Here is a 23954-nt window from a genome sequence, read left to right as displayed (position 1 = left end):
GGTGCAATGATCAAGGGAGCGCCTTACCCGTCCCGGTCCGTCCGGTCACCTCCCGCCGCGCCCCCACCATGCCCGCCTTCAAGGCCCCGCTCGACGACATCCGCTATCTCCTCAACGACGTCCACGACATCGGCCAGCTCAGCCAGCTGCCGGGCTTCGAAGACGCCACGCCGGAGATGATCGAGGAGATCCTGGCCGGCGGCGCCGCCTTCTGTGAGGACGTGCTCTTCCCGCTCAACCAGACGGGCGACGCCGAAGGCGTGAAGCTCGAGAACGGGCAGGTGAAGACGCCCAGCGGCTTCAAGGAGGCGTACACGCGCTACGCCGCCGACGGCTGGACCGCCGTCAGTGCCGACGCGAACTACGGCGGGCAGGGACTCCCCGAGATGGTGCGCTTCGTCATGGAGGAGATGCTCTGCTCGGCGAATCTCTCCTTCTCCATGTATCCCGGCCTGTCGCACGGCGCGGTGAGCGCGCTGATGAGCCACGGGTCGGAAGAGCTCAAGCAGCGTTTCCTCCCCAAGCTCATCGACGGTACGTGGGGCGGCACGATGTGTCTGACCGAGGCGCACGCGGGCACCGACCTCGGCATCATCAATACCAAGGCCGTGCCGGCGGGCGACGGTGCCTACAAGATCACCGGGCAGAAGATCTTCATCTCGGCGGGCGAGCACGATCTGACCGAGAACATCGTGCATCTGGTGCTGGCCAAGCTCCCCGATGCGCCCAGCGGCACGAAGGGGATCTCGCTCTTCCTCGTCCCCAAGTATCTGCCTACCGAAGAAGGCGGCCTGGGCACGCGCAACGGCGTGACGTGCGGCAGCATCGAGCACAAGATGGGCATCAAGGCCTCCGCGACGTGCGTGCTCGACTTCGACAACGCCACCGGCTGGATGGTGGGCAAGCCGCACAAGGGGATGCGCGCGATGTTCGTCATGATGAACGGCGCGCGTCTGGCGGTGGGCCTGCAGGGGCTGGGGCTCAGCGAAGTCGCCTATCAGAACGCACTGGCCTATGCCAAGGAGCGCCTGCAGGGACGCGCCCTCACCGGCCCCAAGAACCCCGACGGGCCGGCCGATCCGATCGTGGTGCACCCTGACGTGCGGAAGGGGCTGCTGCGCATCAAGGCGTTCAACGAAGGGATGCGCGCGCTCGCCTACTGGGTGGGCATCCGCATCGATCTCGAGCACCGGCACCCCGACGCGGCGACGCGACAGGATGCGTCGGACATGGTCGCGCTCATGACGCCGGTCATCAAAGCGTTCCTCACCGACAAGGCGTTCGAGAACACGAACATCGCCCTGCAGACGCTTGGCGGGCACGGCTACATCAAGGAATACGGGATGGAGCAGTACGTGCGTGATGCGCGCATTGCGCCCATCTATGAGGGGACGAACGCCGTGCAGGCGCTCGATCTCGTGGGGCGCAAGCTGCCCATGGAAGGCGGCCGCCTGGTGCGCCGCTTCTTCGAGTTCGTGAAGGGCGATGTGGAGGTGGCGTCGTCGGTTGATGGCCTGGAGGATTTTGCCAAGGCGCTGGGCGCCAGCCTCTATCAGCTTCAGAAGGCCACGATGCTGCTGGCCGAACGCGGCTTCGCCAACCCCGATGAAGCGGGCGCGGCGGCCACGGAGTATCTGCACCTCATGGGCTACGTGGCGGTGGGGTGGCAGTGGCTGCGCATGGCGACGGTCTCGCAACAGAAGCTGGCGGCCGGCGCGGGAGACAAGCGGTTCCACGAAGCCAAGCTCAAGACCGCGCGGTTCTACTTCAGCCGGTTGCTCCCGGAAACGGCCACACTGCTCACGGCCATCCAGTCGGGCGCGGCGCCGATCATGGCCATGGCGGTCGACGAGTTTTAAGCGCGGCAGGTCGGAAGGCGCGGGAGGGCCGGGAATGGATGACGTTTCCGGCCCTCAGCCGTCTAATGGAAGGTGCTTCGGATCTTCGTGACAATTGTCACCGGCACAGTACGGAAATCGTGAGTGTTGTGCCGGCCGTGTGACGATGAAGCGGGCATTACTTAAGTGTGGGGTGGGACGTGCCGATAAGCACAGCAACCTTCACCCCAACCGATGTTCTTCAAGAAGCTCTATGCAGAGCCTCGCCCCTCGTCCGAGCGAAGCGGTTCGGACAGCGCGATCAGCTCAGAAGTGCGGGCGAATTCCGGCACGGCCTCCGCAGTGGCCACTCCTGTGCTCCAAAACGCCGATCAATCCCTCGGTCTGGTTCTCGACGCCCTTGGTGGCGTCCTGACGGCCCTCTCTCGCTTCCCGCTCGACACGCCCGAGAAGCCCGCTGAAGAAGTGGGCAAGGAACTCGGACGCTGGCAGCGGCACGCGACCATGGGCCTTCCGCTCGATGAGCATGCGGAAGGGCAGGCACTGGCCGTCCCTGAGCGTGACTGGAGCGGCGTGGTCCGCGCGGTGACCGATCAGCGGATGACCGAGCACCGGTATGTCGAATCGTCCATCAATGAGCTTCGAGAAGCGTTGTGGGCCTGCGTCGAGACCGTCCACAATGCCGTGAAGGTCGACCACGTCACGGATTCGACGGCCGAGTCGCAGATGGAGCGGGCGAAGAATGCGCTCAAGCGCATGCAGACCGGCTCGATCAAGCAGGAAGTCCTCGGCGCCGTGCTGGCGATCGAGTCGGCGCTCCAGACGCGCCGTGAGCAGCAGCAGGAACAGTATGTGAGCCTCGCGACCAAGCTCGATCGGCTCGGCAAGCAGCTCGAGGAAGCGCGTCGCGAGAGCACGACCGACCCGCTCACCGGGCTCGGCAACCGCAAGCTGTTCGACATGACCGCCCCGCGCGCGATCCAGATGTTCTCGCTGTCGCGTCAGCCGGTGGTGCTGCTCATGATCGACCTCGACAAACTGAAGCTCGTGAACGACATGTACGGGCATCAGGCGGGCGACCAGGCGATCATCAACCTGTCGAAGGCGCTGTCGAAGGTGTTCCTGCGCCAGAGCGACGTCCTCTGCCGCCTGGGCGGCGACGAGTTCGCGGCGATCCTGCACAACACCGACTGGAAGATGGCCCAGACGCTCGGCCGCCGGCTCCAGGAGCAGCTCTCGCAGCTGCCGGCCCCGCACCCCGCGATGGAGTTCTCCGTGGGCGCGTCGGTGGGCGTGGCCCAGCTCGAATTCCACGAGGAAGTCGAGGAGTGGGTCGCCCGTGCGGACAAGGCGCTGTACAAGGCCAAGCAGAACGGCCGTGACCGCTGTGTGGTGGCGGAAGGGCTGGTGCCGGCCTGAGCCGTGGAAGTGAAGGCGGCGCAATGCACTCGAGGCCGATCGGCGCATGCCGATCGGCCTCGGTCTTTTGTGGATACTGGAAGTCTGTGATCTTGTGCGGTTTGGCCGGGCGAGGGTCGCGCTCGAGGGTGGTGCAGGGGGCTTACACGTGGTGTGGTTCGTGTACCACACAATTGCATGAATGCAACTACATGATGCGGTATTCATGTATGGGTGTGTCTAAATCATTCACTTTCAACGACTTAGAAAGATTTTGCGAGCTTCATCTTGCTGGTGTGGCCCGTCACGCACGGCACGTGACTTGAACTGCATGGAGCCGGAACGAAGGACCGAACTAACTCAGACCCACACGACAATGTTGAAGAAACTCGCTCTCGCTGGTTCACTCGCGCTGGCCGCGGCCACACAGCAAGCGCAGGCGCAGGTCCTGATCGACGTGACCGGGTCGCCGGTGTGCGGTGGCGGCACCTTCCTGTCCTGCTTTACTGCGAAGCTCGAGATCACGTCGTTCACGGCCACGTCAACGACTTTCCAGCTTTGGCTTCAGAACCGCAGCGCGGGCAGCGTGTTTACCCAGATCGGCGTTGCCGGGTTGAATCCGACGACGGGCTACTCGATGCTTCCGATCGCGGTCAGCATAACCGGGTCGCCGAGCAATTCTTTCGGCACTGTCGTTACGGGCCCGAACGGCCTGAGCGGCGCGGGAATCGACGCGCCGGTGTTCGGCATCGATGCCGGCGGCAACAACGGTTTGACCTCCAATGGCATCGCTCAGTTCTCGTTCTCTCTGAACAAGGGCAAGGCTGATCTGGATCTCGCCGGTGTTCAGATTGCCGTCCACGATCAGGGTGCTCCCTACGGCAACGCGGATTGCGGTTCGTCGAACAAGGCCGTGTACGAACGCGGCGGGTCGGAGACCACGCGTGGCTCCTTCGTTGGTACGCAGTCAACGTGCGGCGGGACGCCGACGATCACGAACGTGGTTCCTGAGCCGTCGACGTATGCCCTCATGACCGCCGGCCTCCTCGGCATCTTCGGCGTCGCTCGCCGTCGTCGCAACGCCGCCCAGGTCTGATTTCCAATCGGTCCGCGTTCTTCGCACCGCCCCGGCTTCGGCCGGGGCGGTTTTGCGTTCGTAGAGCGGGCGCCGCGTGATTGTGGGCCAGGCGCCACAACGGCGGTTCATCGCGGGGCAATATCGGCTGGCGAACGGTCAGCGAACGATCTGTCGCATAGGGCTAAAGTCTTCCTTCGCATGAACATATAAACATGAATAACATTTCACATAAGTATGGCTGCCAAGGGCATGTGAATTGATGCTACTGTATGTCGATCGCTTCATTGACTCTCTTTCATAGCCCCTATGTTCAAGAAGCTCGCTATCGCCGCGTCGCTCAGCGTCCTTATGGCCTCGCCGGCATTCGCCACGCCGCCGTCGGTGACGCCTACCGAACTCTGCACCAGCGCCTCGTCGATGACGAGCCCGACGGTTTCGTACTTTGTTCGTTGCGTCGGCGCGATCAACGGCAACATCAACAGCTCGAGCAACGCGGGCGACAACACCATGCTCGCCAACACGTTCGGAGGCACGTGGGTTTTCAACTCCACCTCCAACGGTAATGGCGCCAGCTCGGGTACCGTCAATGTCAGCTCGTTGACGGGATTCTTCGTGCTCGGCATCAAGGCGGCTGACAACTACAGCCTCTATCTGTACAACCGGCCGTCGGGCGGCGCGACGACGATCAACTGGAATACGATCGGTACCGCCGTCAACCAGAACGGCATCGCCCAGAACATCTCGCACATCAACATTTACACGGGTGTCAGCGGCCCGGGCGAGCAGTGCATCACGGGCCCCAACGGCACGTGCGTGCCGACGACGAGCACGGTTCCCGAGCCGTCGACCTACGCGCTCATGACGGCCGGCCTCCTCGGCATCTTCGCCGTCGCGCGTCGTCGCCGCAGCGCGCAGGTCTGAGACTCAGCAGGTTTGCATCGCGAACCGCCCCGGCTTCGGCCGGGGCGGTTTTTCGTTCAGGGGCCGTTACGCGCCGAGGCGCTTCCGCCGGATCGCTGGACCTGCCGTGCGGAGCGGCGGAGTGTGAAAGCAGCGGAGCTAAGAAGAATGGCCAACCTCCGTTGCCCCGCCCCGCCGCCCCGCCGCCCCTCCGCAGGGCAGGTCCACCACTCCCGCCGCCCGGGCCTCGATTCAGCCCCGCGCCGCCCGCAAAGCGTTCAGAATGACCGCCACATCAATGGCCTCCTGAATCAGCGCTCCCGCCACCGGCGTCAGCAGGCCGAGTGCGGCGAACACCATCCCCACCAGCGAGAGCCCGAGCCCCACGCCGATGGACTGACGCGCGATCATCAGCGCACGGCGGCCGATCTCCACCGCCTCCGGGATCCGCCCCGGGTCGTCCACCAGCAGCACCACGTCGGCCGCCTCCGCCACCACGCCGCCGCCGTGGCCGGCCAGCGCCACGCCCACGGTGGCGGTGGACAGCGACGGCGCGTCGTTCGTCCCGTCACCGACCATCAGCACGCGTTTGCCCGCCGCTTCCAGCGCGGCAACGCGCTGCACCTTGTCCTCGGCGGTGAGATCCCCGGCGTGCGAGCGAATCCCCACCGCCGCGGCGACCGCCGCCACGTTCGCCGACTTGTCGCCCGAGAACAGGTGGGACTCGACAATGCCCAGCCCCTCGAGCGACCGGAACATCGGCGCCAGCTCGGGGCGCAGCTCGTCGGCAAAGACCACCCGGCCCAACTCGCCGTCGGAGGTCGCCACATAGGCGCGGAGCCCGGTGGCACCCGCTTCCAGCGCATCCAGCCGCGCCACCAGCGACGGCACCTCCACACCGCACCACTCGCGCACGAAGCCGTGCGCTCCCACCGCGACGCGGGCGCCATCCACCTGGCCGCTGACACCGCGCCCGGGCGCCTCCAGCAGGTCCGTCGCGATCGCCACCGGCACCTGCCGCACCTCCGCCTCCGCCACGATCACGCGCGCCAGCAGATGCCCGGAGCCCTGCTCCACGGCCGCGGCGCGCGCCAGCACCCGGGTGACATCCGCCTGACCGTCCACCACCACCTCGTGCACCCGTGGCTTGCCCACCGTCAGGGTGCCGGTCTTGTCGAACACCGCCACCGTGACCCGAGACAGCGCCTCGAGGGCAGTGCCATTGCGCACGATGATCGCCCGCTTCGCCGCGCGATTGATCCCACCGATGATCGCCACCGGGGCCGCCAGAATGAGCGGGCAGGGCGTCGCCACCACGAGCACGGCGAGCACGCGCGTCCATTCGTGCGACACCAGCCACGCCACGAGGCACGCGCCGAGCGTGAGTGGGGTGAACCACACCGCCCAGCGATCGGCCGTGCGCTGCAATGGGCTCTTGGAGGCCTGCGCGCTGCGCACCAGCTCCACGATGCGTGCGTACTGCGAATCGCGGGAGGCTCGCTCGGCGCGAATCGTGAGCGCGCCTTCCTGATTCACCGACCCCGACGACAGGCGCAGCCCGGCGGCGGCACGCACGGGCACGGGCTCGCCCGTGAGCCGCGAGGTGTCGATGTGGGACATGCCGCTGAGGACCACGCCATCGCACGGCACCAGCTCACCGGGGCGCACGAGCAACTCGTCACCGGGCACGATGGCATCGGCATCGATATCGTGCACCACGCCGCCGTGCAGTCGATGTGCGGTACGGGGGGCATCCGCTTCGAGCGACTCCACCGCACTCGACGCCCGCGCGACCGCGTAGGCGTCGAGCGCCTCGCCGCCGGTTTGCATCAGGACGACCACGAGGCCGGCAAGCGGTTGCTGGAGCAACAAGCTGCCAATAATTGCCAACATCGCCACGACGTCGGCGGCAAACTCGCCACGCAACATCCCGCGCAGCGTCTTCCACGCGACGGGGAGCCCCGTCACGACGAGTCCGATCAGCCACACCCGATCTCGCCACGGGTCAACCGGTGCCGCGAAACCGACCGTGGCACCGGCCATCAGAAACGTCAGCGCTAGGAGCGGCAGTGGCGCGGCGAGCAGCGAACGCAGAATTTCGGACCGACGCATGAGAAAAACATTATGGTGAGCAGTCGACATCGGCGACCTCCTCCAATGCCGAAATCTCACAGCCATGGCAATCAGGGAATTTCCTCTGGACACTGGCCGAATTGTGATCTGGAACAATATTGTCGCGTATGGCTGAAACGCATTCGCACGCGGCACTTGCCGCGATCGTCGATATCGCGGCTGACGCGATCATTGCCCTCGATGACACGTTCCGCATCGTCCGCTTCAATCGCGGGGCGGAGCAGATCTTCGGCTGGACCGAAGGCGAGATGCTCGGGCAACCGCTCGATCGCCTGTTACCCATGGCCGCGCGCGCGGTGCATCGAGGGCACATGCGCACCTTCGCCGAAGGTGGCAGTGATGCCCGCACGATGGCCGATCGCCGACAGATTGCCGGGCTGCGCAAGAATGGGGAGACCTTCCCCGCCGAAGCATCGATTGCGCGCGTGACGCTCGATGGCGAGCGCACCTTCATGGTGACGCTGCGCGATGTGAGTGAACGCCGCCGTGCAGAAGAGCGGCAGCGGCTGCTGGCCACCGCTGGCTGGGTGCTCGCCGCATCGCTCGATGTGGAGTCCACGATGGCCACCATCGCCGAACTCCCCGTGCCTCTGCTCGGGGAGTGGAGCCTGCTGGAACTGCTCACCCCCGAAGGCAATATCCGTCGCGCGGCAGCGACGCACATGGATCCGCGTCGGCACGAAGACACCGCCGCGCTGGTGTCGCGCACCGCGGAAGCCCTTGAAGCCTCGCCCGCAGCCACCAGCGGCGCGCGCATCGCGCACGAAGCGGAAGCGCAGCGCATCACCGACATCTCGGCGTGGCTGATCGACAACTTCCCCGACGCGGGCGCGCGTGCGCGCGCCGAATCGCTGGGGGCGAGCTCCGTGTTGGTGGTCCCGCTGCGCGCCGGTGGCCGAGCGATCGGCGCCCTGCATCTCGTGCGGACACGCCCGGGGGCCTCGCACTCGCTCGAAGAAGGCCACGTGGCCGATCAGTTCGCCGGCCTGGCGGCGCTGGCGCTCGAGAATGCCCGGCTGTATCAGGAATCACGACGGGCCGTGCGCGAGCGCGATGAGATGCTGGCGATCGTGTCACATGACCTGCGCAATCCGGTGAACGCGATCGTGATGCTCACCGGGGCGGTGCTCAATCGCGATGACGTGTCGGAGGGCAGTACGCCCCTCATGCCCCGCGACGAAGTGGAGGCCATTCGCTCCGCCGCACGGCAGGCCGACGGGCTCATTCAGGATCTGCAGGACGTCTCGCGCATCTCGGCGGGCCGTCTGCGCGTGGAGCGCCGACGGGTCCCGGCGGCGGAGCTGCTCAAGGAAGCGGCGGATATGTTCGAGCCGGTGATGGTCGATGCAGCGCTCCGCTTCGTGCGCCACTGCGATGCGGCACCGATCATCCTCGCCGACAAGCAGCGGCTGCTCCAGGTGCTCTCCAACTTGCTGGGGAATGCGGTGCGTTTCACCCCGCACGGCGGCGAGATCACGCTGTCGTCGCGCGTGGAGAATGCCATGCTCCGCATCGCGGTCCATGACACCGGCCCCGGCGTGGCGCCCGAAGACGTGCCTCGGCTCTTCGAACGCTACTGGCAGGCGCCGCGCTTGCTGCGTGCCGGGTCCGGGCTCGGGCTCTTCATCGTGAAGGGCATCGTGGAAGCCCACGGCGGCGAGATCGGCGTGGACAGTGAGCTCGGCAAGGGCAGCGAGTTCTGGTTCACGATCCCCACCTGATCGGCCGCCGCGCTATCGGAAGAGCCCCTGTTGCGCGGCGGTGGTGAGCGCCACCACCGCCGGGTGCGCCAGTTTGCGCTCCGCGGTCATCGCGTAGAAGCGCTCGCGTACGTCGGGCAGGCGCCCCACCACGCGCACGTTGTAGGCGGCGCGGATCTGCGCTTCCACCACGGTCGGTGCGGCGAAGAGCCCCAGGCCATCCTGACCGAACACCTGCAGGAGCGCCACATCTTCGGACTCACACACGATGCGCGGGCGAATGTCGTGCGCAATGCACCACGCATCCAGTGAGCGCCGCACCGCCGTGTTGGTGGTCGGCATGATGAATGGCGCATCGGTGAGCGACTGCGGAAACTTGCGCCGGTACTTCTCCTGCAGCGCCTGCGTGCCGAACACCGTCACGCCGCATTCGCCCAGGAGCTGCGTGTACATCGTCACGTGCAGCGACGGCGACACCGGCGCGTCGGTCAGCACCACGTCCACGGCGTGCACCGCGAGCTCCGCAACGAGGCGGTCGGTCTTGTCGATGCGCAGGATGAGTTGCAGGTCCGGCACCGCCGCCAGGGCCGGCCGCAGCAGGCGCACCGTCGTGAGCTTGGGCAGCGAGTCGGAGAGGCCCACCACCAGGCGCGTCGGGCGGCGCGCTTCGCCGCGTGCGAGGGCTTCGGTGAGTTCGCGGCCCGCGCGGAACATTTCGTCGGCGTACTGAAAGACCAGCTGGCCCGTATCGGTGAGCACGAGGCCACGCCCGCGTCGCACAAAGAGCGGGGTACCGATCGACGCCTCGAGCTGCTTGAGCTGCGTGCTGATCGTGGGCTGCGTCAGATGCAACACGGTGGTCGCCTGCGCGATACTGCCTTCGCGGGCGACCACCCAGAAATACAGCAGATGCTGATAGTTGAGCGAGTTGAGCGACGGCGTGGCCATGCGCATAAGCTACCGCGCCTGGCCACCGCCCACTACACGGCGTGCGCTCAGACCTTGACCGGCGACACCTTGCCGGTGTCGAGGTCATACACACCGCCAGCCACGATCAGCGTGCCGGCCTTGATGCGCTTGGCCAGTACCGGCGACGCTTCCTTGAGGATCTCGGCCTGGATCTCCACGTTGCGCACGATCGCCTTCTGCACGTCGCCATTCGACTCCTTGGCTGCGCGCCGAATGTGCTGATAGAGCGTCGAGATCTGCCCCGGCACCTCACTGCTGGTCATCGTCGCCGAGACCGCCCCGCACTTCGTGTGGCCCAGGACGTACAGGACCGACGCGCCGAGCACTTCCGTGCCGAACTCCAGCGAGCCGATGATCGCGGGGTCGGCCACGTTGCCGGCGATGCGCGTCACGAAGATGTCGCCGAACCCCTGGTCGAAGACGATCTCCACCGGCACACGCGAGTCGGCGCAGCCCAGCACGGCCGCGAAGGGCTTCTGACCCGCCGCCACTTCCTTGAGACGCGCCATGTTGCGATGCGGGGCCATGATCTCCCCCTTCACGAAGCGCGCGTTCCCCTCGTACAGCGAGGCGAGGGCGGCGTTCGGGTCTTCCGTCAGACGGCGGGTGTCCACGACCGGCCGCGGCGCCGCCACCGCCGGCGAGAAGGCGCCTGCGGCCATCAGGCCGGCACCAGCCATGGCGGCGTGGCCGAGAAAGCCGCGACGGCTCAGCGCGGTGGCCTCAGCGGAGTTGATGGACTGACACATCAGCGGACCTCCTTGGCGTTCGGGGTGGAGCGATACTTGTCGCCGCGGATCACCTGGACATCGGCGACGTAGGCGATCACTTCGTACTGGGTGAAGTAGGCAGCCGCGACGTGTTCGATGATGCGGTCGGCCACGTCCGCGCTGACGATCGTTTCGATGCGCACGTTGTTGCCGGGAATCTCCGCGGCGTGAATCGCGCGCGAGCCCTGGCCGCGCCCTTCGAGCACGGTGAAGCCGGTGGCGCCCAGCTGCCGGAGTTCCTGCGTGATCCTTCCTTCGAGAACGGGCTCGGCGATGATCGTCACGAGCTTGAACGAGTGCGAGAGCATGGCAGTCATGATCAGCCGTGGAGAGCCTGCGAGATCCGGAAGTAGATCGGGATCCCGGCGAGGATGTTGAAGGGGAACGTGATCGCGAGCGATGACGTGAGGAAATAGGTGGGATTGGCCTCCGGCAGCGTGACGCGCACGGCGGGCGGGGCGGCGATATAGCTCGCACTCGCCGCCATGGTCCCGAGCACCGCGGCGCCACCCACCGACAGGCCGGCCCAGGTGCCAAGGGCGGCACCGAGCGCGCCGTGCACGAGGGGCATCAGCACGCCGAAGGCGAGCAGGAAGGGCCCCACCTTCTTGAGATCGCCGAAGCGCGAGCCGGCCAGGATGCCCATCTCGAGCAGGAAGAGCATGAGGGCGCCGCGGAACATGCCGTCGTAGAAGGGGCTCACCACCTTCCAGCCCGGCTCGGCCATCAGGAAGCCCACCAGCAGGCCACCGACCAGCAGAATCATCGTGCGACCGGTGAGCACCTCATGCAGCACTTCCTTGGTGCTCGCCGTCTGGCCGCCCTGTGCACCGACCTGCTTGGCGCGGGCGATGGCGCCGATGGCCAGCGCGATATGAATGCCCGGGCTCTCGAGCAGCGTCAGGAGCGTCGGCATGAAGCCCTCGGCGGGGGCGCCGACGCGCTCCATGTACTGCTGCGCCGCGATGAACGTCACGGCGCTGACGGAGCCGTAGTGGGCGGCCATGCCCGCGGCGTCGGAGGTGGAGAAGCGGCCGAGGTAGCGCATCACCGCATAGGTCGAGAGCGGCGTGATGCACCCCAGCAGCAGCGTCATCCCCGCCGGCGCGGCGATCGCGTTGAAGGTGGAGTGCGACAGCTCCACGCCGCCCTTGAGACCGAGCGCGAAGAGCAGGTAGATCGACAGCGAGGTGTAGAGATCCTTGGGCAGCGACAACTCGCTGCGCACCAGGCGCGCGATGATGCCGAGGGCGAAAGCCAGCGGGATGGGCGAGAGCAGATTCGCCTTGAGCGTTTCGAACATGGCGGTCGGGCTGAGGGGCTCCCTCCGCGGCGCGGAGGCTGTGTCGCATACAAGCCGGGACCGGTTGCTAAGGCAAATTGAATGTTTGATCGCAATACATTCAGAGAAACAATGGATTCTCACGAACGCAAAAAAGGCGACCGCGGCGGGTCGCCTTTCGTGCGGTGCGCGGCAGCGCTTAGTGCTTCGCCGCGCCCTCAGCCTTCGGGGCCGCCTGCTCGGCGCCAGCGGCGTGCTCGCCGTCGGCCTTCGCCTCGCCGCCCTCGTGCTTGGCCTCACCACCTTCGTGCTTGGCCATGTCCTCGGCGTGATACACCTGCACGTTCATCGGGTCGCGCGGATGCCGATACGTGTTCTTGTGGATCGTGTAGGCCCCAAAGCCCAGTGCGGCCGTAAAGACGCACGTGACGAGGGCCGCGCCCCAACCCAGCTTGTTCGGATCGTACTGCGTGTTTGCGCTCATGAAAAACCCCGAGAGAAAACGCGCCGGAACACGGCCGGCACGGACAAAGGCCCGGAAACGGGCGAAGCGAACGGGAAGCTAGCGGGACTGGTCCTATTCTTCCACCCTCGGCCCGGTGTCCCCGACAGGGTCCACCAAACGGGCCGGAAGAATGGCGCCGGAGCCATAACGATCCCGGATGCGGTCCAGTGCCCGGGTTAGGGCCCGGTCGCGCGCGCCCTCGGTCGGGTCGGCCTCGGCGGCCGCGGTCGGGGGCGCCGACGCCGGGGTTGGCGGGGCGGCGAAGAGGCCAAGCTGCGTCCCGACGAGGTTCCGGTGCGCGGCCGGCTCGTCGTCGAAATGCGACAGGGCGATCCCGAGCAGCCGGACCCCGATGCGACGCTTGCCCCGGAGTTGCCGCAGCAGCTGGCGCGCGGCCTTGGCCACGGAGCGTTCCGACTCGATGAACGAGCCGAGTGTCCGCTGGGCGGTGCGGGTCGTGAAGTCGCGATCGCGCAGCTTGACCGTGACCGTGCGGGCCCGGAGGGCCTGACGCCGCAGGTCGGTGCTGACGCGCACGGCGAGGCGGAGGAGCTCGCGCTCGATCACGTCGTCGTCGTCCAGATCCCGGGCAAAGGTCTCCTCGCGGCTCACCTGCTTCTGCCGGTCGCGCGGCGACACGATGCTGTCATCCAGCCCGCGAATGCGCCGGTAGAGCCACGCCCCCGCGCGGTCGCCGAGGCGGCTCACCAGGGCCGCTTCCGTCCAGCCCTGGGCATCGGCGATGCGCTCGAGCCCCATCCGTTCGAGGCGCTGAGCAAAACGCGGCCCCACCATGGGCAGATCGGCGAGCTTGAGCGGCGCGAGAAACGCGGCTTCCTGGCCGGGCGCCACGCAGTAGACCCCGGTGGCGCCGGTGCCGGGTTTGGGCTTGGCCAGCTCGACGGCCATCTTCGCGACCAGCCGCGAGGTCCCGCCGCCAATGGACACCGAGAGCCCGGTGGCCTCACGAACCGCCTCCCGGATGCGCTGCGCCGTCGCCTCGAGCGGCTCGTGCCCGTAGAGCGCCTCGGTGCCCGCCAGATCGCAGTACCACTCGTCGATGCTCGAGGCCTGCACGACCGGGGCAAAGCGCGCCAGCACCGCCGCGATGGCCTTGCTGCGGCTGCTGCACGCCTGGCGCGGCACCGGCACGCACATCGCCTCGGGGCAGAGCTTGAGGGCGCGCTGGATCGACATCGCCGATCGCACCCCGTAGGCGCGGCACTCGTAGGATGCGCTGCACACCACGCCGCGAGAGCCCGGGCGCCCACCCACGATGAGCAGCGTGGCCTTGCCCGCTCCCTCCGGATCCACCTGCCGGGCCACGGCCACGAAGAACGCGTCGGCATCCACCAGCAGGATGCGGCGCGGTGTGGGCGAGGGAGCGGCCGTCGTGAGCATGCTGGACGCTGGGCTCCGCAGGGTCCTCCCCGCAACCCCGGCGCCTGTGCACCTTTCGCGCATGACGCCGGCAATTCTGCTGGCCCGCAAGGCGGGCATCCCCCACGACGTGCTGAGCTACACGCACGACCAGGCCGCCGAGTCGTACGGGCTCGAGGCCGCCGAAAAGCTGGGGCTCGATCCGGGGAGCGTCTTCAAGACGCTGGTGGTGGACGTGGAGGGCGTGGGGCTGACCTGTGCCGTCGTGCCCGTGGCCAACCTGCTCGATCTCAAGGCGCACGCCGACGCCGTGCATGGGCGCAAGGCCAAGATGGCCGACCAGGGCGCCGCCGAGCGCGCGACGGGCTACATCGTGGGGGGCATCAGCCCCCTCGCGCAGAAGAAGGCACTCCCCACGGTGATCGACGAAACCGCGCAGCTCTACGATCGCATCCACGTGAGCGCCGGTCGCCGCGGGCTCGAGATCGCCCTCGCGCCCGATGACCTGCGCACGCTCACCAACGGCGTTTTTGCCGCGGTCGCGCGCTAGGCGTTAGCGGCTCGGCGCTAGACCGCGCGCGGCCGGCTCGGCTCCGACTCCATCTCCTGATTCGACGCGCGTCCGCGCGCTTCGACCGGCCATCGCGTTTCCACGGCCGTGCCACGGATGCCGATGATTTCGTCGAAGAGATGCACCACGATGCAGACGTGATTGGGCACGATGCGCACCTGATCGCCGAGGCGCGGCCGCCACTCGGTGCGGGAGAGATCGAGAATGCCGTGCTCTTCTGACATGCGGGACACGATCACCTCGGGGCGATCGAGCAGCGCGCCATAGCCATCACCATCGGCGCGGAGCGGTTCGCGACCGAGCGCCTTGGTGCCGGCATCGATGACCGCCTGGCCGGGCACGGCGATACTCACCACCGTGGCGAGTACCGTGAGTGCGCAGTCGTCCCAATCGCAGGCGCCGATCTGTGCGGTCGTACGATCGTTGTACACGTAGGTGCCCGGACGTACCTCGGTCACGCCGGCAATCTCGTGCATCCGCCACGCGGCCGGCGTGGAGCCGCCGCTCACGACGCGCGGCGGCAGACCGGCATCAGTGAGCGCCTCGATGTACCGCCCGAGATCCTGCGCGACCTGCGCGAGCGCGGCGTCCTGCTCCGACACTGCCTGACGAATGTGTCCCGGGTAGAACTGGAGGCCGGTGAAGCGGAGGTTCGGATGTCGGTCGATCTGTCGCGCGATCGCGACCGCCTTCTCGGGGGTGTTCACGCCGACGCGGTGCATGCCGAGATCGATTTCGACGAGCACGTTGATGATCCGGCCGCCCAATCGCGCCGCGAGCCCGAGGGCATCGAGGGCGTGGCCATCATCGACGGCGACACTGACCTGCACCGAGCCCGGCAGGCGCGCCAGCCGCTCCAGTCGGGCCGCCCCAACAGGCGGGTACGCCACGAGCAGGTCGTCGCAGACCTCGGCCATGACTTCCGCTTCGCGCATCGTGGCGCAGGTCAGCCCCGCGGCGCCCAGTCGCAGCTGCTCGGCGGCGATGCGCGGCGACTTATGCGTCTTGACGTGGGGCCGAAGTCGGAGCCCATGGAGGGTAGCGTACGCCGCCATCCGGTCCAGATTGAGAGCGAGCCGATCGAGATCCACGATCGGCACCGGTGTCTCGAGTTGTTCGAGATACGTTGGCATGCCACTCCTCCTCGCCCTGCACGATGTCTGACGCGTCGCCGACGGCTGCTCGCCATTGGACCCCGGTGGTCCTCCCGGACCTTCCCCCGCCTGCGGGAGCCTACTCTCCGGGCGTACGCACCGCAAATCTGCTCTTCGTCTCCGGCCAGACGCCGCGCAATCCGGCCACCGGGCAGATCGTGGGCGAGACCTTCGAAGAGCAGGCCAAGGTCACCCTGGAGAACCTCGAGCGGATTCTGCGCGCCGGCGGCGCGACGCTCGCCGATGTGGTGAGTGTGACCGTCTATCTCGCCAATGAAGACGACTGGGGAAAGTTCGACGCGTTCTATCGCACGGTCTTTTCCCCGCCGTATCCCACGCGGGCCGTGGTCGGCGCGCAGCTGCGCGGCATTCAGGTGGAGATCTCGGCGATTGCCGCCATCGGCTGAGCCGGAGCCGGGGGAGCGCATTCTCGCCACCGTCATCGTCGCCGTGAGCGATCGCGACACGCGCCGGCAGTGGCACGACGCGCTGCAGCACGCCGGTTACCGCGTGCGCGTCGCCACGCGCCCCGCCGAAGTGGCGAAAGCCCAAGCCGATGGCACCGCCGCGCTGATCATCCAGCGCGATCACCCCGACGACGTCGCGCTGGCGCAGAACGCGACCGTGGCCACGCTCGCCCTCGCGGATGACGTCCCGCACGCCGATCTCCTCACCCACCTACGCAAAGCGCTCGCCGAAGGCGAGCGCTGAGCAAACAGGGAAGTGGCCGAGCCTCTCCGAGCTCAGGTCACCTCAAGCGCGTAGCCTTCCCCGCGCACCGTCCGGATATCCACCGAGCTCCCGGCATCACGCAGTCGCTTGCGCAGCTGCGCCACGTGCACGTCCACGACGTTCGAGCCCGGGTCGAACTGCAGGTGCCACACGTGCTCGAGCAGAATCGGACGCGTCACCGTTTCGCCGGCCCGCATGGCGAGGAATTCGAGCAGCGCGTACTGACGCGCCGTGAGGTTCACCGGCTTTCCCTGGCACTGCACTTCGTGATTCACGCGGTGCAGGCTCAGGTCGCCGACCTGCACGCGCTCCATCGAGCGGGCGCCACCGCGACGGATGGCCGCGCGCACACGCGCCGCGAGCACTTCGTTCGCGAAGGGCTTCTGGAGGTAGTCGTCAGCGCCGGCATCGAGGGCGCGCACCACATCCTGCGTGGTATCGTGCGCCGTCGCCACCACGATGGGCGTCGTGGAGCCTTCGCGACGCAGGTCTTGCAGGACACTCAGGCCGTTGCGATCGGGCAGCTCGAGATCGAGCACGATGGCATCGTACGACGTCTCGCTGGCCAGCTGCTTGCCCGAGGCACCCTCAGCCGCGATATCGACGGCATAGCCGTCGTCCATGAGCACCTGTCGCATCAGATCGGCGACCAGCCGATCGTCTTCGATCACGAGAATCCGCATGCGCGTCGTGGAGAGGTGGGCGGCGGCATCGCAACCGCGATGCCACAGAACGTTACAGTCGCAGCATTCCTCATGACTCAACCGGAATGCACGAGGCAGAGTTTAATGCGCCTGCGGGACTTGTGGGCTATACTGAAGTGAACTTCATGAACTGCACTGCCCAGGGCTAACTCCTTACGCGTCATCCCCTTTGAGACGCCGAAGCGCCCGGCGATCGCGCTTGCCCGGTTTACTGTCACCGTGCGAGAACGCGGTGGGCATCTGGCGGAGCTGTTCCTGCACGCGTTCCCGCCGAGCTCGTCCGTCGGCGGTCTCTTCGTAGAGCGTGCGAGCGACCTCCGCCGGACCGCGGCGCGCCATCACATCGCGGACCTCCAGGCACCACTCCACCGGTCCCTGTCGCAGGCTCACCCGGTCACCGGCCTGAATCAGTTTGGAGCGCTTCGCGCGGTCCCCGTTGACGTCCACCTTGCCGCCGTCGATCGCCTCGGCGGCCAGCGCGCGCGTCTTGAAGAAGCGGGCGGCCCACAGCCACTTGTCGAGGCGCACCTTGCCCGCGGGGACGCCTTCCTCGTCGTCGTGCTCAGCGCGCGCCATCATCGGGCGCGTCGTCGTGGTCGTCGGCGTCGTCATCCGTCGCGTTCATCGGCGCCGCCGCGGCGCGCGCTTCCGCGTCCTGAATCTCGCGAATGCGCGTGGCGGCACCGGCGTACACGGCCCGCACCGCCGGCTGCTTCTGTGCGGCCGCGCGCTGTTCCAACAGCGGGATCAAGGCCGCGAGCGCATCAAGCGCGACGGTCGCGTCGGGCGACTGCACGACGGCCGAGACCATGGTCGCCACCTGCTCACACGCGTCGGCCATCGCCCGCGACGTCGCGGCATCGGGGCCGGGAATCGACGTGCCACGGGCCATGGCCGCCACGCGCTCGCGGAGCGCCGTGGCGTCAGCCTGAAATCGTTCGGCGAGATACTCGCGCGCGGTCTGTGCCATGCGATCTGCTTCTCCTTACGTCGGTTCGTTCCGCGGGACCCCGAAGTCTTCCCGCGCGATCCGCCATGCCTCGAGCCACGCATCGCCGATCACGCGTGGGCGGATGCCCAGGCGCGACGACCGCGCACTCATGTCTTCCCACCAGCCAAACTCGATCCCGTCGAGCACATCGAGCAGCTGTCCGAGCGGCAGGGCGCGCTCGGTGAGCACATCGCGGAGCGTGGGCGGCAGCGCGAGTCGCTGCGCGAGCTCCACCGAGGGCATCCCCAGCGCAAACTCCAACGTGGACAGCAGGCCGGCCACGATGCGCGCGCGCGGATGCGGCGCCGTGTCGAGGGCGGCGCCCACGCGCTCGCACACGCGCGCACGCCGGAGCGCGGCAAAGCCGAGCTCCGGGTCATGCGCCGCCTCACCAATGAGTCGGGCCACGACCGTGGTGAAGCGATCGATGATCGTCTCGCGGCCGAGCAGGAGCATCGCCTGGGCCACCGTCCGTGGCGGACGCACGCCGAGCGGTACGTTCGTGACCGACTTGAGCAGCGCCGCGCCGACGTGCGGATCATCGCGCAGGAAGCTGTCGAAGTTCGCATCGGGCGGCCGCCCATCGGCAAACGCCGCCAGAATCGCAATCGCGCGCACCAGGCTCTCCTCGACCGCCCGATCCGGCGCCACGCCGGCGCCCCGCGTGAGCTGCCGCCCGGTGTAGAGGGGCACGCCCGCCTGCAGCACTCGTTGACGCGTCACGCGATCGTCCACGCCGCGCACGAGGGGGCGCAGCCCGGCCTCGAGCAGCACGCGCACGCGGCTCTCGAGGGTGGCCGGCGGCGTCCGCGCGGCGTCGAGCACGATCGTACTGCCCGCGAGCGATGGGAGCAGCGGCCCGCCCTCGGGAAAGCCCTGCAGGGCGAAGTGAAAGCCCGTGCCGATCAGGCGGTCCACGGCGCGGCGCGTCGCCTGATCGTCGAGCGCCTCGGTGGCAATGAGCCACACCGCGTCCATGCTCGCAAAGCGCGTGATGGCGCCCTCGCGCACGAGCGTCGGCGTGATGGGCACGACCAGTGAACGCCCCACCATGCGCGCCATCGCGGGGGCGACTTCCAGCAGTTCGCGCGCTTCTTCATCGGGCGTGCCCTGGCGTCGCACATCATCGGGATAGCCCGTGAGCGCATAGCCCACCACCCGCTCGCGGCGGTCACGCAGCGGTAGCAGCGAGATCAGCACGACGCGTCCTCACGCATGGGCCGCAGGATCGGGGCGGGCGAGCACCGCGTTGAAATAAGCGGGATCGCCGGTGACCTCCCGCTCGACACACGCCGCCAGCCAGGGCGGGAGCACGACCGGTTCATCGAGCGACGCCAGCTCCACCTCGGCGAGCACGAGTTCGCGATCGAGAAACACATCGATCTCCCAGTGGTGGGCGCCCCACGGCACCACATGGCGCACTTTGCGCACACGGGCGCTGGCGGTGAGCGGCCACATCGCGTCAAAGAGCTCGCGGCTCGTGGTCTCTTCCACCTCGATGCGCGCTTCGGCCGGGCCCAGCTTCACCGTCCGCCAGCACTGCACGGTGCCGTCGGGAGCCGTCCGGCGTCGGAGCCGTTCGCGCAGCATCGTGCCCGGAATCCACCCCTGCTCGATGCGGTCGGGCGCCACGGCGCGCGCCTCGGCGGGACAGCTCCGCAGCAGATACTTCCGCTCGATCTCCATCGGAACGCCCGCGGCGGTCGCCGGCGTCCCCTCGGCGCGCAACACCGCCGCCGCGCGTTCGGCGTGCGAGAACGTCGTCTCCATGCCGTCGATCCAATCGTGCCGGAACGCGACGTAGTGACCCAGCACCACATCATCGAGTGCGCGCGCCAGCACCTCGAGCTTGGCGCGGCGCGCGCGTTCCGCGAGCAGATGCGCGTCGCGCAGGGCCCCGATCACATCCTGCCCGCGCGTGGCGCAGTCGAACCAGGCGCCGAGCGCGGGACGCGTCTTGGCGAACGGCGCCAGCAGCGCCCGTTGGCGCTTGAGGCGAATGCGCACCGCATGCATGGCGTCCTGATCGGCCACGGAGCGCACATGGGCCAGATCGCGTCGCAACCGGCTCACCCCACGCGTGAGTCGCGTGGACAGCTGCCGCGCAAAGGTCACCGGCGCCGGATCATGCCCCACGCGATGGGGCAGGTCGTAGCGGTCCAGCCGCGCCAGGAGCGTGTCCACAATCGGGTCGAGCGATCGGGCAAAGGCCGCTTCCACACGCTGGCCATTGGGGCCCACCGCGCGCGCCAACCGGGTGCGGAGGGTGCGCGCCTCCACCCGAGCCGCTGGCGTCAGGGCATCGCCCTGCGCGTCGAGCCAGGCCAGCTGCACATCCCGATCCCGTTGGGCACTCGTGGCACGACTCAGTGCCCGGAGCGCCCGCAGCGTCCGCCGGTCGGCGACGCCGTCCAGCACGCGTTCATGCTCACGGAGCGTGGCGCGCAGGCGGCGCAGTGCCACGCGCGCCGCGTGCAGCAGGGCGGTGCGGTCCACGGTGGCGGGATCGCCATTCGGCCCGTCGGCGACCGGGGTGAGCGACGCGGCCCACCCGGCGCGCGCCTCCAGGAGCTGCTGGAGGTAGTGACGGGCCACCAGCCGGGCGCCCTCCGGCGCCGGACGCTGACAGGCGTCGGGCAGGAGACGGCGCACCTCGTCGGCCGGCAGCACCGACAGCTCAGTCATCGTCGCTGTCGAAATCCTGGCTGGCATCGACGAACACGTGCGCCGTGCCGTCTTCGTCGTAGCTCACCGACACCTGCCACGGGCGGCAGCACACCTGGCAGTCCTCGACGTACTGCTGCTCGTTCCCGGAGCCCGGGTCGGGGCTGATCTCCACCTCTTCGCCGCAGTACGGGCACTGCACGACACCGGCCAGGTCGGCTGTGCCGTCGCCCAGCGGAAACTCCTCGTCGAGGAGTGCATCGTCATCAAGAAAGTCGTCGTCGTGCATCGGAGGAGGGAGGAAAGAGTGTAATCAACATGCCTGCCCTCTCAGCGGCCAGTCAGCAACAGCTCCCGATCGCCGGTGGCCAGGGCCAGCGCGCCTCGGGCCGAGGCGATCTTGCCTTCGAGCGCGGCCAGTTTGGCCGCCTCGTCGAGGACCAGCCGTTCGCGGATATTCAGCACCAGCAGGGTGCTTTCGCCGTTCTCGAACCGGACCTGCTCGGCGTCGCGCAGCAGCCGCGCGTTGCGCACGCTTGCTACCTGCCGTTCGAGGATGCGCAGCAGATTGGACAGCTCGAACATCGCCGCCCGGACATCGAACTCGACATCCCGGCGCACCCGGTCGCGCTCGAACTGCTGGAACTCCTGCTTCGCATCGGTCGCACCAAACTTTCCCCGCTCCTTGAGAAAGAGCAGGGGCGTGTTGACCGAGAGTGCCGCCTTGTAGTTGTCCGACAGGCGGTCACGATCGAAGAACGCGTCGTCGCCGCCGCGCTGGGCCAGTCCGGCCACCTTCGCTTCCGCGAACGGCAGGATCCCCTGCAACGCCAGCAGCCGTTCGGCATTCGCCTGCTGCAGCTTGGCCTGCACCTTGAGCAGATCGGGGTGCCGCCGGGTAGCCGTGGCCAGCAGACCATCCAAGCGCGTGGAATCGATCGCCGCCCCACTGAGCCCGTCGAGCACAGGCTTCGCGTTGGTCGGCAATGGCGCCGCTTCACCCCGCGCGTTCCACAGGTACGCCGTCACGTTGAGCGTGGCCACGTAGAACTGCGCCTCGGCTTCGTAACGCGTGACCTGCCGGCGCTGCCACTCAAGCAATGCTTCGATCGTGTCGATCGGCGCACTCTCACCGTTCGCCACGCGCCCGCGCACCGCCCGCAGGCGGAACTCCGCCAGCGCCTCGCCCTCTTGTGCGATCGCCCGGCGCCGCCAGGACTCGTACCACGCCCCGTAGTCCTTGGACGCACTGAAGAGCAGCTTGTTGAGCAGCGCGCTACGCTCGGCGTCGCTGGCGTCGCGCGCCGCCTTGGCCTGCGCGAGTGCGGTGCGCCGTTCGTCGGTGATGATGCGCTGGCCGAGAGGAATGGAAATCCCGGCCGACAGCGTGCCATCGCCAACCGTCCGCCGATCCGGATTGATGTAGCGCCCAAGCGAGCGGTCGTAGGACACCGTGACGTCGGCGCCAATGGGGAGCGGAATCTTCACATCGGCATCGAAGTAGTTGTAGTACTCCGACCCGCCGAAGCGCTTCTGATCCCACGCCAGCATCACCTTCGGATCGAAAGCACCCCAGGCCTGCCGCAATTCGGCACGCGCCTGCTGCGCCACCAGCCGCGCCTGCTGGGCGACGGGATGGTTGGCCAGCACGACATCCACGAACGCCGGGAAGGGGAACGGCGTGCCGCTGGTGTCGATCGTGACGCCCACGAGCGCACTGGTGCGCGACGCCGTGCCCGCGCCGGTGGCACCGCCGCCCTGCGCGACCACCGGCGACGGTGCCGTCGCCAGCAACAGCATGGCACCGGCAAGGCTGCGCCAGGCGGTCACTTCTTGCCTCCACCCTTCGCGCCATCCTTGCCAACGCCATCACCGGCCACCGCGTCACCCGGCAGGGCATCACTCGCCTTGATGGAGAGCGGGAAGCCATTCAGCTGACGCCAGATTTCCCAGCCCACGGTCACGTTGTCGAGCATGGCCCAGCCTTCCACGCCCGTTCCGAGGCGCAGCTGCGCCGGCCATGGTTCGTCGCGGGTGGTGTCCTGTACGAGCAACACCCGGAAGCGCCCGTCCGTGCTCGGGAACTGGTCGATGACTTCGACGGTCGCACCAAAGGTGCCCACGGCCACCTGCGGCCAGCCGGAGATCTGCAGCGCCGGCCAACCGTCGAAGAACACGCGTACGTGGCGCCCCGGCTTGAGCAGCGCCACATCCATCGGCTTCACGTACAGCTCCACCGCCTTGCGCGGATGCGCCGGCTGCACCGACGCGATCGGCTCGCCGGCCTTTACGATTTCACCCTGACCCGCCCGCGTGGCGCGCACGACGTAGCCATCCTGGGGCGCTTCGATGACGTAGAACGCATTGCGCATCGCCAGCGACCCCACCTTGTCGCGCAGCTTCGCCACGTCGGACCGGCTTTCGTTCACGTCGGCCAGCGTGGCCGCCCGGTCGGAACGCGCCTTGGCAATCTTCTCACCGTACTCCACCGGCACACTCGCGAGCTCGGTCTCGGTGATGGCGAGCATCTGCTGCTTCTCCACCAGCTTCGCGGCGGCCGCCTGCACGCGGATCTGGAACGTCTGCAGGTCGTTCACCGAGACCAGCCCCAGCGTGTCGCGGAAGAGCCGCTCACGGCGCCGCAGCTGATCCCGCGCCACCGAGTCCTCGAGCGTCGCCTGCCTCACCTCGGCGCGATACTGCTGCACCTTGGCCGCCGTCTGCTGCAGCTTGAAGTCTCGCTGCTGCTCGAGCTGCGTGATCTGCACCGCCAACGCGGCGGCCTTGTTCAGCTTCTCGGCGATGGCGCCTTCCTTGGCCGTCTGCTGCAGCCGCGTGAGCGGCAGCACATTCGGGTTCAGGTAATCGTCCTTGATTTCCGAGATCCGGACGATGGAGTCGCCCTTCTTCACGTACTGACCTTCCTGCACGAACCACGCTTCGATGCGCCCGTCGATGCGGGTCTGCAGCTGCTGCGGGCGGTCGGACGGGCTCAGGGCCGTGACGCGGCCATTGCCACTCACGCTCTGCTGCCAGGGCAGGAAGAGGACGACGACGAGCGTGAGCAGAATACCGAGGAGCCAACGCGATACGATGCGCCCGGTGTCGGCCTCGCCGAGCAGCGCGGTCGTTTCCAGGGGCAGGTGCTTCAGCTCGCGTTCGATATCGAGATCGGACGTGGCCAT

24 protein-coding genes are annotated in these 23954 nt (G+C 67.9%); 8 read left to right on the top strand and 16 right to left on the bottom strand.

The window, feature by feature from the left end; genetic code table 11:
* Window positions 1-68 precede the first annotated feature (68 nt).
* From K2R93_15730 to K2R93_15715, 4 genes are all read left to right on the top strand, one after another.
* On the top strand, window positions 69-1859 hold the full coding sequence (locus K2R93_15730) for an acyl-CoA dehydrogenase C-terminal domain-containing protein (protein ID MBY0491293.1): 1791 nt from the start codon (window positions 69-71) through the stop codon (window positions 1857-1859).
* Between the two features lie 321 nt (window positions 1860-2180).
* Entirely contained in the window at window positions 2181-3257 is a 1077-nt protein-coding gene (locus tag K2R93_15725) for a GGDEF domain-containing protein (protein ID MBY0491292.1), read from the top strand.
* Between the two features lie 355 nt (window positions 3258-3612).
* Window positions 3613-4332, top strand: coding sequence for a PEP-CTERM sorting domain-containing protein (locus K2R93_15720; GenBank protein ID MBY0491291.1), 720 nt, complete (start codon window positions 3613-3615; stop codon window positions 4330-4332).
* A gap of 288 nt (window positions 4333-4620) precedes the next feature.
* Window positions 4621-5235 (top strand): PEP-CTERM sorting domain-containing protein, encoded by a 615-nt coding sequence (locus K2R93_15715; protein ID MBY0491290.1) that lies wholly within the window; start codon window positions 4621-4623, stop codon window positions 5233-5235.
* 231 nt (window positions 5236-5466) lie between these two features.
* On the opposite strand, the gene K2R93_15710 is transcribed toward K2R93_15715, so the two are convergent.
* Window positions 5467-7326 carry a heavy metal translocating P-type ATPase gene (locus tag K2R93_15710; protein MBY0491289.1) on the bottom strand — a complete coding sequence of 620 codons (1860 nt, stop codon included), beginning with the start codon at window positions 7324-7326 and terminating at the stop codon, window positions 5467-5469.
* Between the two features lie 128 nt (window positions 7327-7454).
* Between K2R93_15710 and K2R93_15705 the strand changes: the two genes are divergently transcribed.
* Window positions 7455-9068 carry a PAS domain S-box protein gene (locus K2R93_15705; protein MBY0491288.1) on the top strand — a complete coding sequence of 538 codons (1614 nt, stop codon included), beginning with the start codon at window positions 7455-7457 and terminating at the stop codon, window positions 9066-9068.
* Window positions 9069-9080: 12 nt separating this feature from the next.
* Here K2R93_15705 and K2R93_15700 read toward each other — a convergent pair whose 3' ends face one another.
* The 6 genes from K2R93_15700 to K2R93_15675 all read right to left on the bottom strand — a co-directional run bounded on the left by K2R93_15700 (window position 9081) and on the right by K2R93_15675 (window position 13974).
* Window positions 9081-9995, bottom strand: a complete 915-nt coding sequence (locus K2R93_15700; GenBank protein MBY0491287.1) for a LysR family transcriptional regulator — start codon at window positions 9993-9995, stop codon at window positions 9081-9083.
* Between the two features lie 47 nt (window positions 9996-10042).
* Window positions 10043-10765, bottom strand: a complete 723-nt coding sequence (locus K2R93_15695) for a carbonic anhydrase (protein ID MBY0491286.1) — start codon at window positions 10763-10765, stop codon at window positions 10043-10045.
* Window positions 10765-11103, bottom strand: coding sequence for a hypothetical protein (locus tag K2R93_15690; GenBank protein ID MBY0491285.1), 339 nt, complete (start codon window positions 11101-11103; stop codon window positions 10765-10767). Before K2R93_15690 ends, K2R93_15695 begins: the two co-directional genes overlap by 1 nt.
* Window positions 11104-11105: 2 nt before the next feature.
* Window positions 11106-12089, bottom strand: coding sequence for a sodium-dependent bicarbonate transport family permease (locus K2R93_15685; protein MBY0491284.1), 984 nt, complete (start codon window positions 12087-12089; stop codon window positions 11106-11108).
* A 178-nt stretch (window positions 12090-12267) separates the two neighbouring features.
* Window positions 12268-12552, bottom strand: coding sequence for a hypothetical protein (locus K2R93_15680; GenBank protein MBY0491283.1), 285 nt, complete (start codon window positions 12550-12552; stop codon window positions 12268-12270).
* A gap of 93 nt (window positions 12553-12645) precedes the next feature.
* The gene (locus K2R93_15675) at window positions 12646-13974 is read right to left on the bottom strand and encodes a DNA polymerase IV (protein MBY0491282.1); all 1329 of its coding nucleotides are present in this window, start codon (window positions 13972-13974) and stop codon (window positions 12646-12648) included.
* Between the two features lie 61 nt (window positions 13975-14035).
* On the opposite strand from K2R93_15675, the gene ybaK reads away from it, so the two are divergent.
* Window positions 14036-14503: a Cys-tRNA(Pro) deacylase gene (gene ybaK, locus K2R93_15670; GenBank protein MBY0491281.1), complete on the top strand. Its 468-nt coding sequence runs from the start codon at window positions 14036-14038 to the stop codon at window positions 14501-14503.
* A gap of 17 nt (window positions 14504-14520) precedes the next feature.
* Here the strand turns inward: ybaK and K2R93_15665 are convergent, their stop codons facing one another.
* A complete protein-coding gene (locus tag K2R93_15665) occupies window positions 14521-15657 on the bottom strand; it encodes a D-TA family PLP-dependent enzyme (protein MBY0491280.1) in 1137 nt (378 codons plus the stop codon).
* A 23-nt stretch (window positions 15658-15680) separates the two neighbouring features.
* Between K2R93_15665 and K2R93_15660 the strand changes: the two genes are divergently transcribed.
* Both K2R93_15660 and K2R93_15655 read left to right on the top strand, forming a co-directional pair.
* Entirely contained in the window at window positions 15681-16085 is a 405-nt protein-coding gene (locus tag K2R93_15660; protein MBY0491279.1) for a RidA family protein, read from the top strand.
* Window positions 16069-16389, top strand: coding sequence for a hypothetical protein (locus K2R93_15655; protein ID MBY0491278.1), 321 nt, complete (start codon window positions 16069-16071; stop codon window positions 16387-16389). The genes K2R93_15660 and K2R93_15655 overlap by 17 nt, the downstream gene beginning before the upstream one ends.
* A 32-nt stretch (window positions 16390-16421) precedes the next feature.
* Here the strand turns inward: K2R93_15655 and K2R93_15650 are convergent, their stop codons facing one another.
* From K2R93_15650 to K2R93_15615, 8 genes are all read right to left on the bottom strand, one after another.
* Window positions 16422-17093 carry a response regulator transcription factor gene (locus K2R93_15650; protein MBY0491277.1) on the bottom strand — a complete coding sequence of 224 codons (672 nt, stop codon included), beginning with the start codon at window positions 17091-17093 and terminating at the stop codon, window positions 16422-16424.
* A gap of 174 nt (window positions 17094-17267) precedes the next feature.
* Window positions 17268-17726 carry a hypothetical protein gene (locus K2R93_15645; protein MBY0491276.1) on the bottom strand — a complete coding sequence of 153 codons (459 nt, stop codon included), beginning with the start codon at window positions 17724-17726 and terminating at the stop codon, window positions 17268-17270.
* Window positions 17677-18084 (bottom strand): hypothetical protein, encoded by a 408-nt coding sequence (locus K2R93_15640; GenBank protein ID MBY0491275.1) that lies wholly within the window; start codon window positions 18082-18084, stop codon window positions 17677-17679. The genes K2R93_15645 and K2R93_15640 overlap by 50 nt, the downstream gene beginning before the upstream one ends.
* Before the next feature lie 15 nt (window positions 18085-18099).
* Window positions 18100-19305 carry a hypothetical protein gene (locus tag K2R93_15635; GenBank protein ID MBY0491274.1) on the bottom strand — a complete coding sequence of 402 codons (1206 nt, stop codon included), beginning with the start codon at window positions 19303-19305 and terminating at the stop codon, window positions 18100-18102.
* Between the two features lie 9 nt (window positions 19306-19314).
* Entirely contained in the window at window positions 19315-20790 is a 1476-nt protein-coding gene (locus K2R93_15630; protein ID MBY0491273.1) for a CHAD domain-containing protein, read from the bottom strand.
* Window positions 20783-21058, bottom strand: a complete 276-nt coding sequence (locus K2R93_15625; GenBank protein MBY0491272.1) for a CPXCG motif-containing cysteine-rich protein — start codon at window positions 21056-21058, stop codon at window positions 20783-20785. Before K2R93_15625 ends, K2R93_15630 begins: the two co-directional genes overlap by 8 nt.
* A gap of 41 nt (window positions 21059-21099) precedes the next feature.
* Entirely contained in the window at window positions 21100-22599 is a 1500-nt protein-coding gene (locus K2R93_15620; GenBank protein ID MBY0491271.1) for a TolC family protein, read from the bottom strand.
* Entirely contained in the window at window positions 22596-23954 is a 1359-nt protein-coding gene (locus K2R93_15615; GenBank protein ID MBY0491270.1) for an HlyD family secretion protein, read from the bottom strand. The genes K2R93_15620 and K2R93_15615 overlap by 4 nt, the downstream gene beginning before the upstream one ends.

The sequence above is a fragment of the Gemmatimonadaceae bacterium genome, from assembly GCA_019752115.1.
In the GTDB taxonomy this organism is placed as follows: Bacteria; Gemmatimonadota; Gemmatimonadetes; order Gemmatimonadales; family Gemmatimonadaceae; genus Gemmatimonas.
This window is presented reverse-complemented; position numbering and strand designations above follow the sequence as displayed.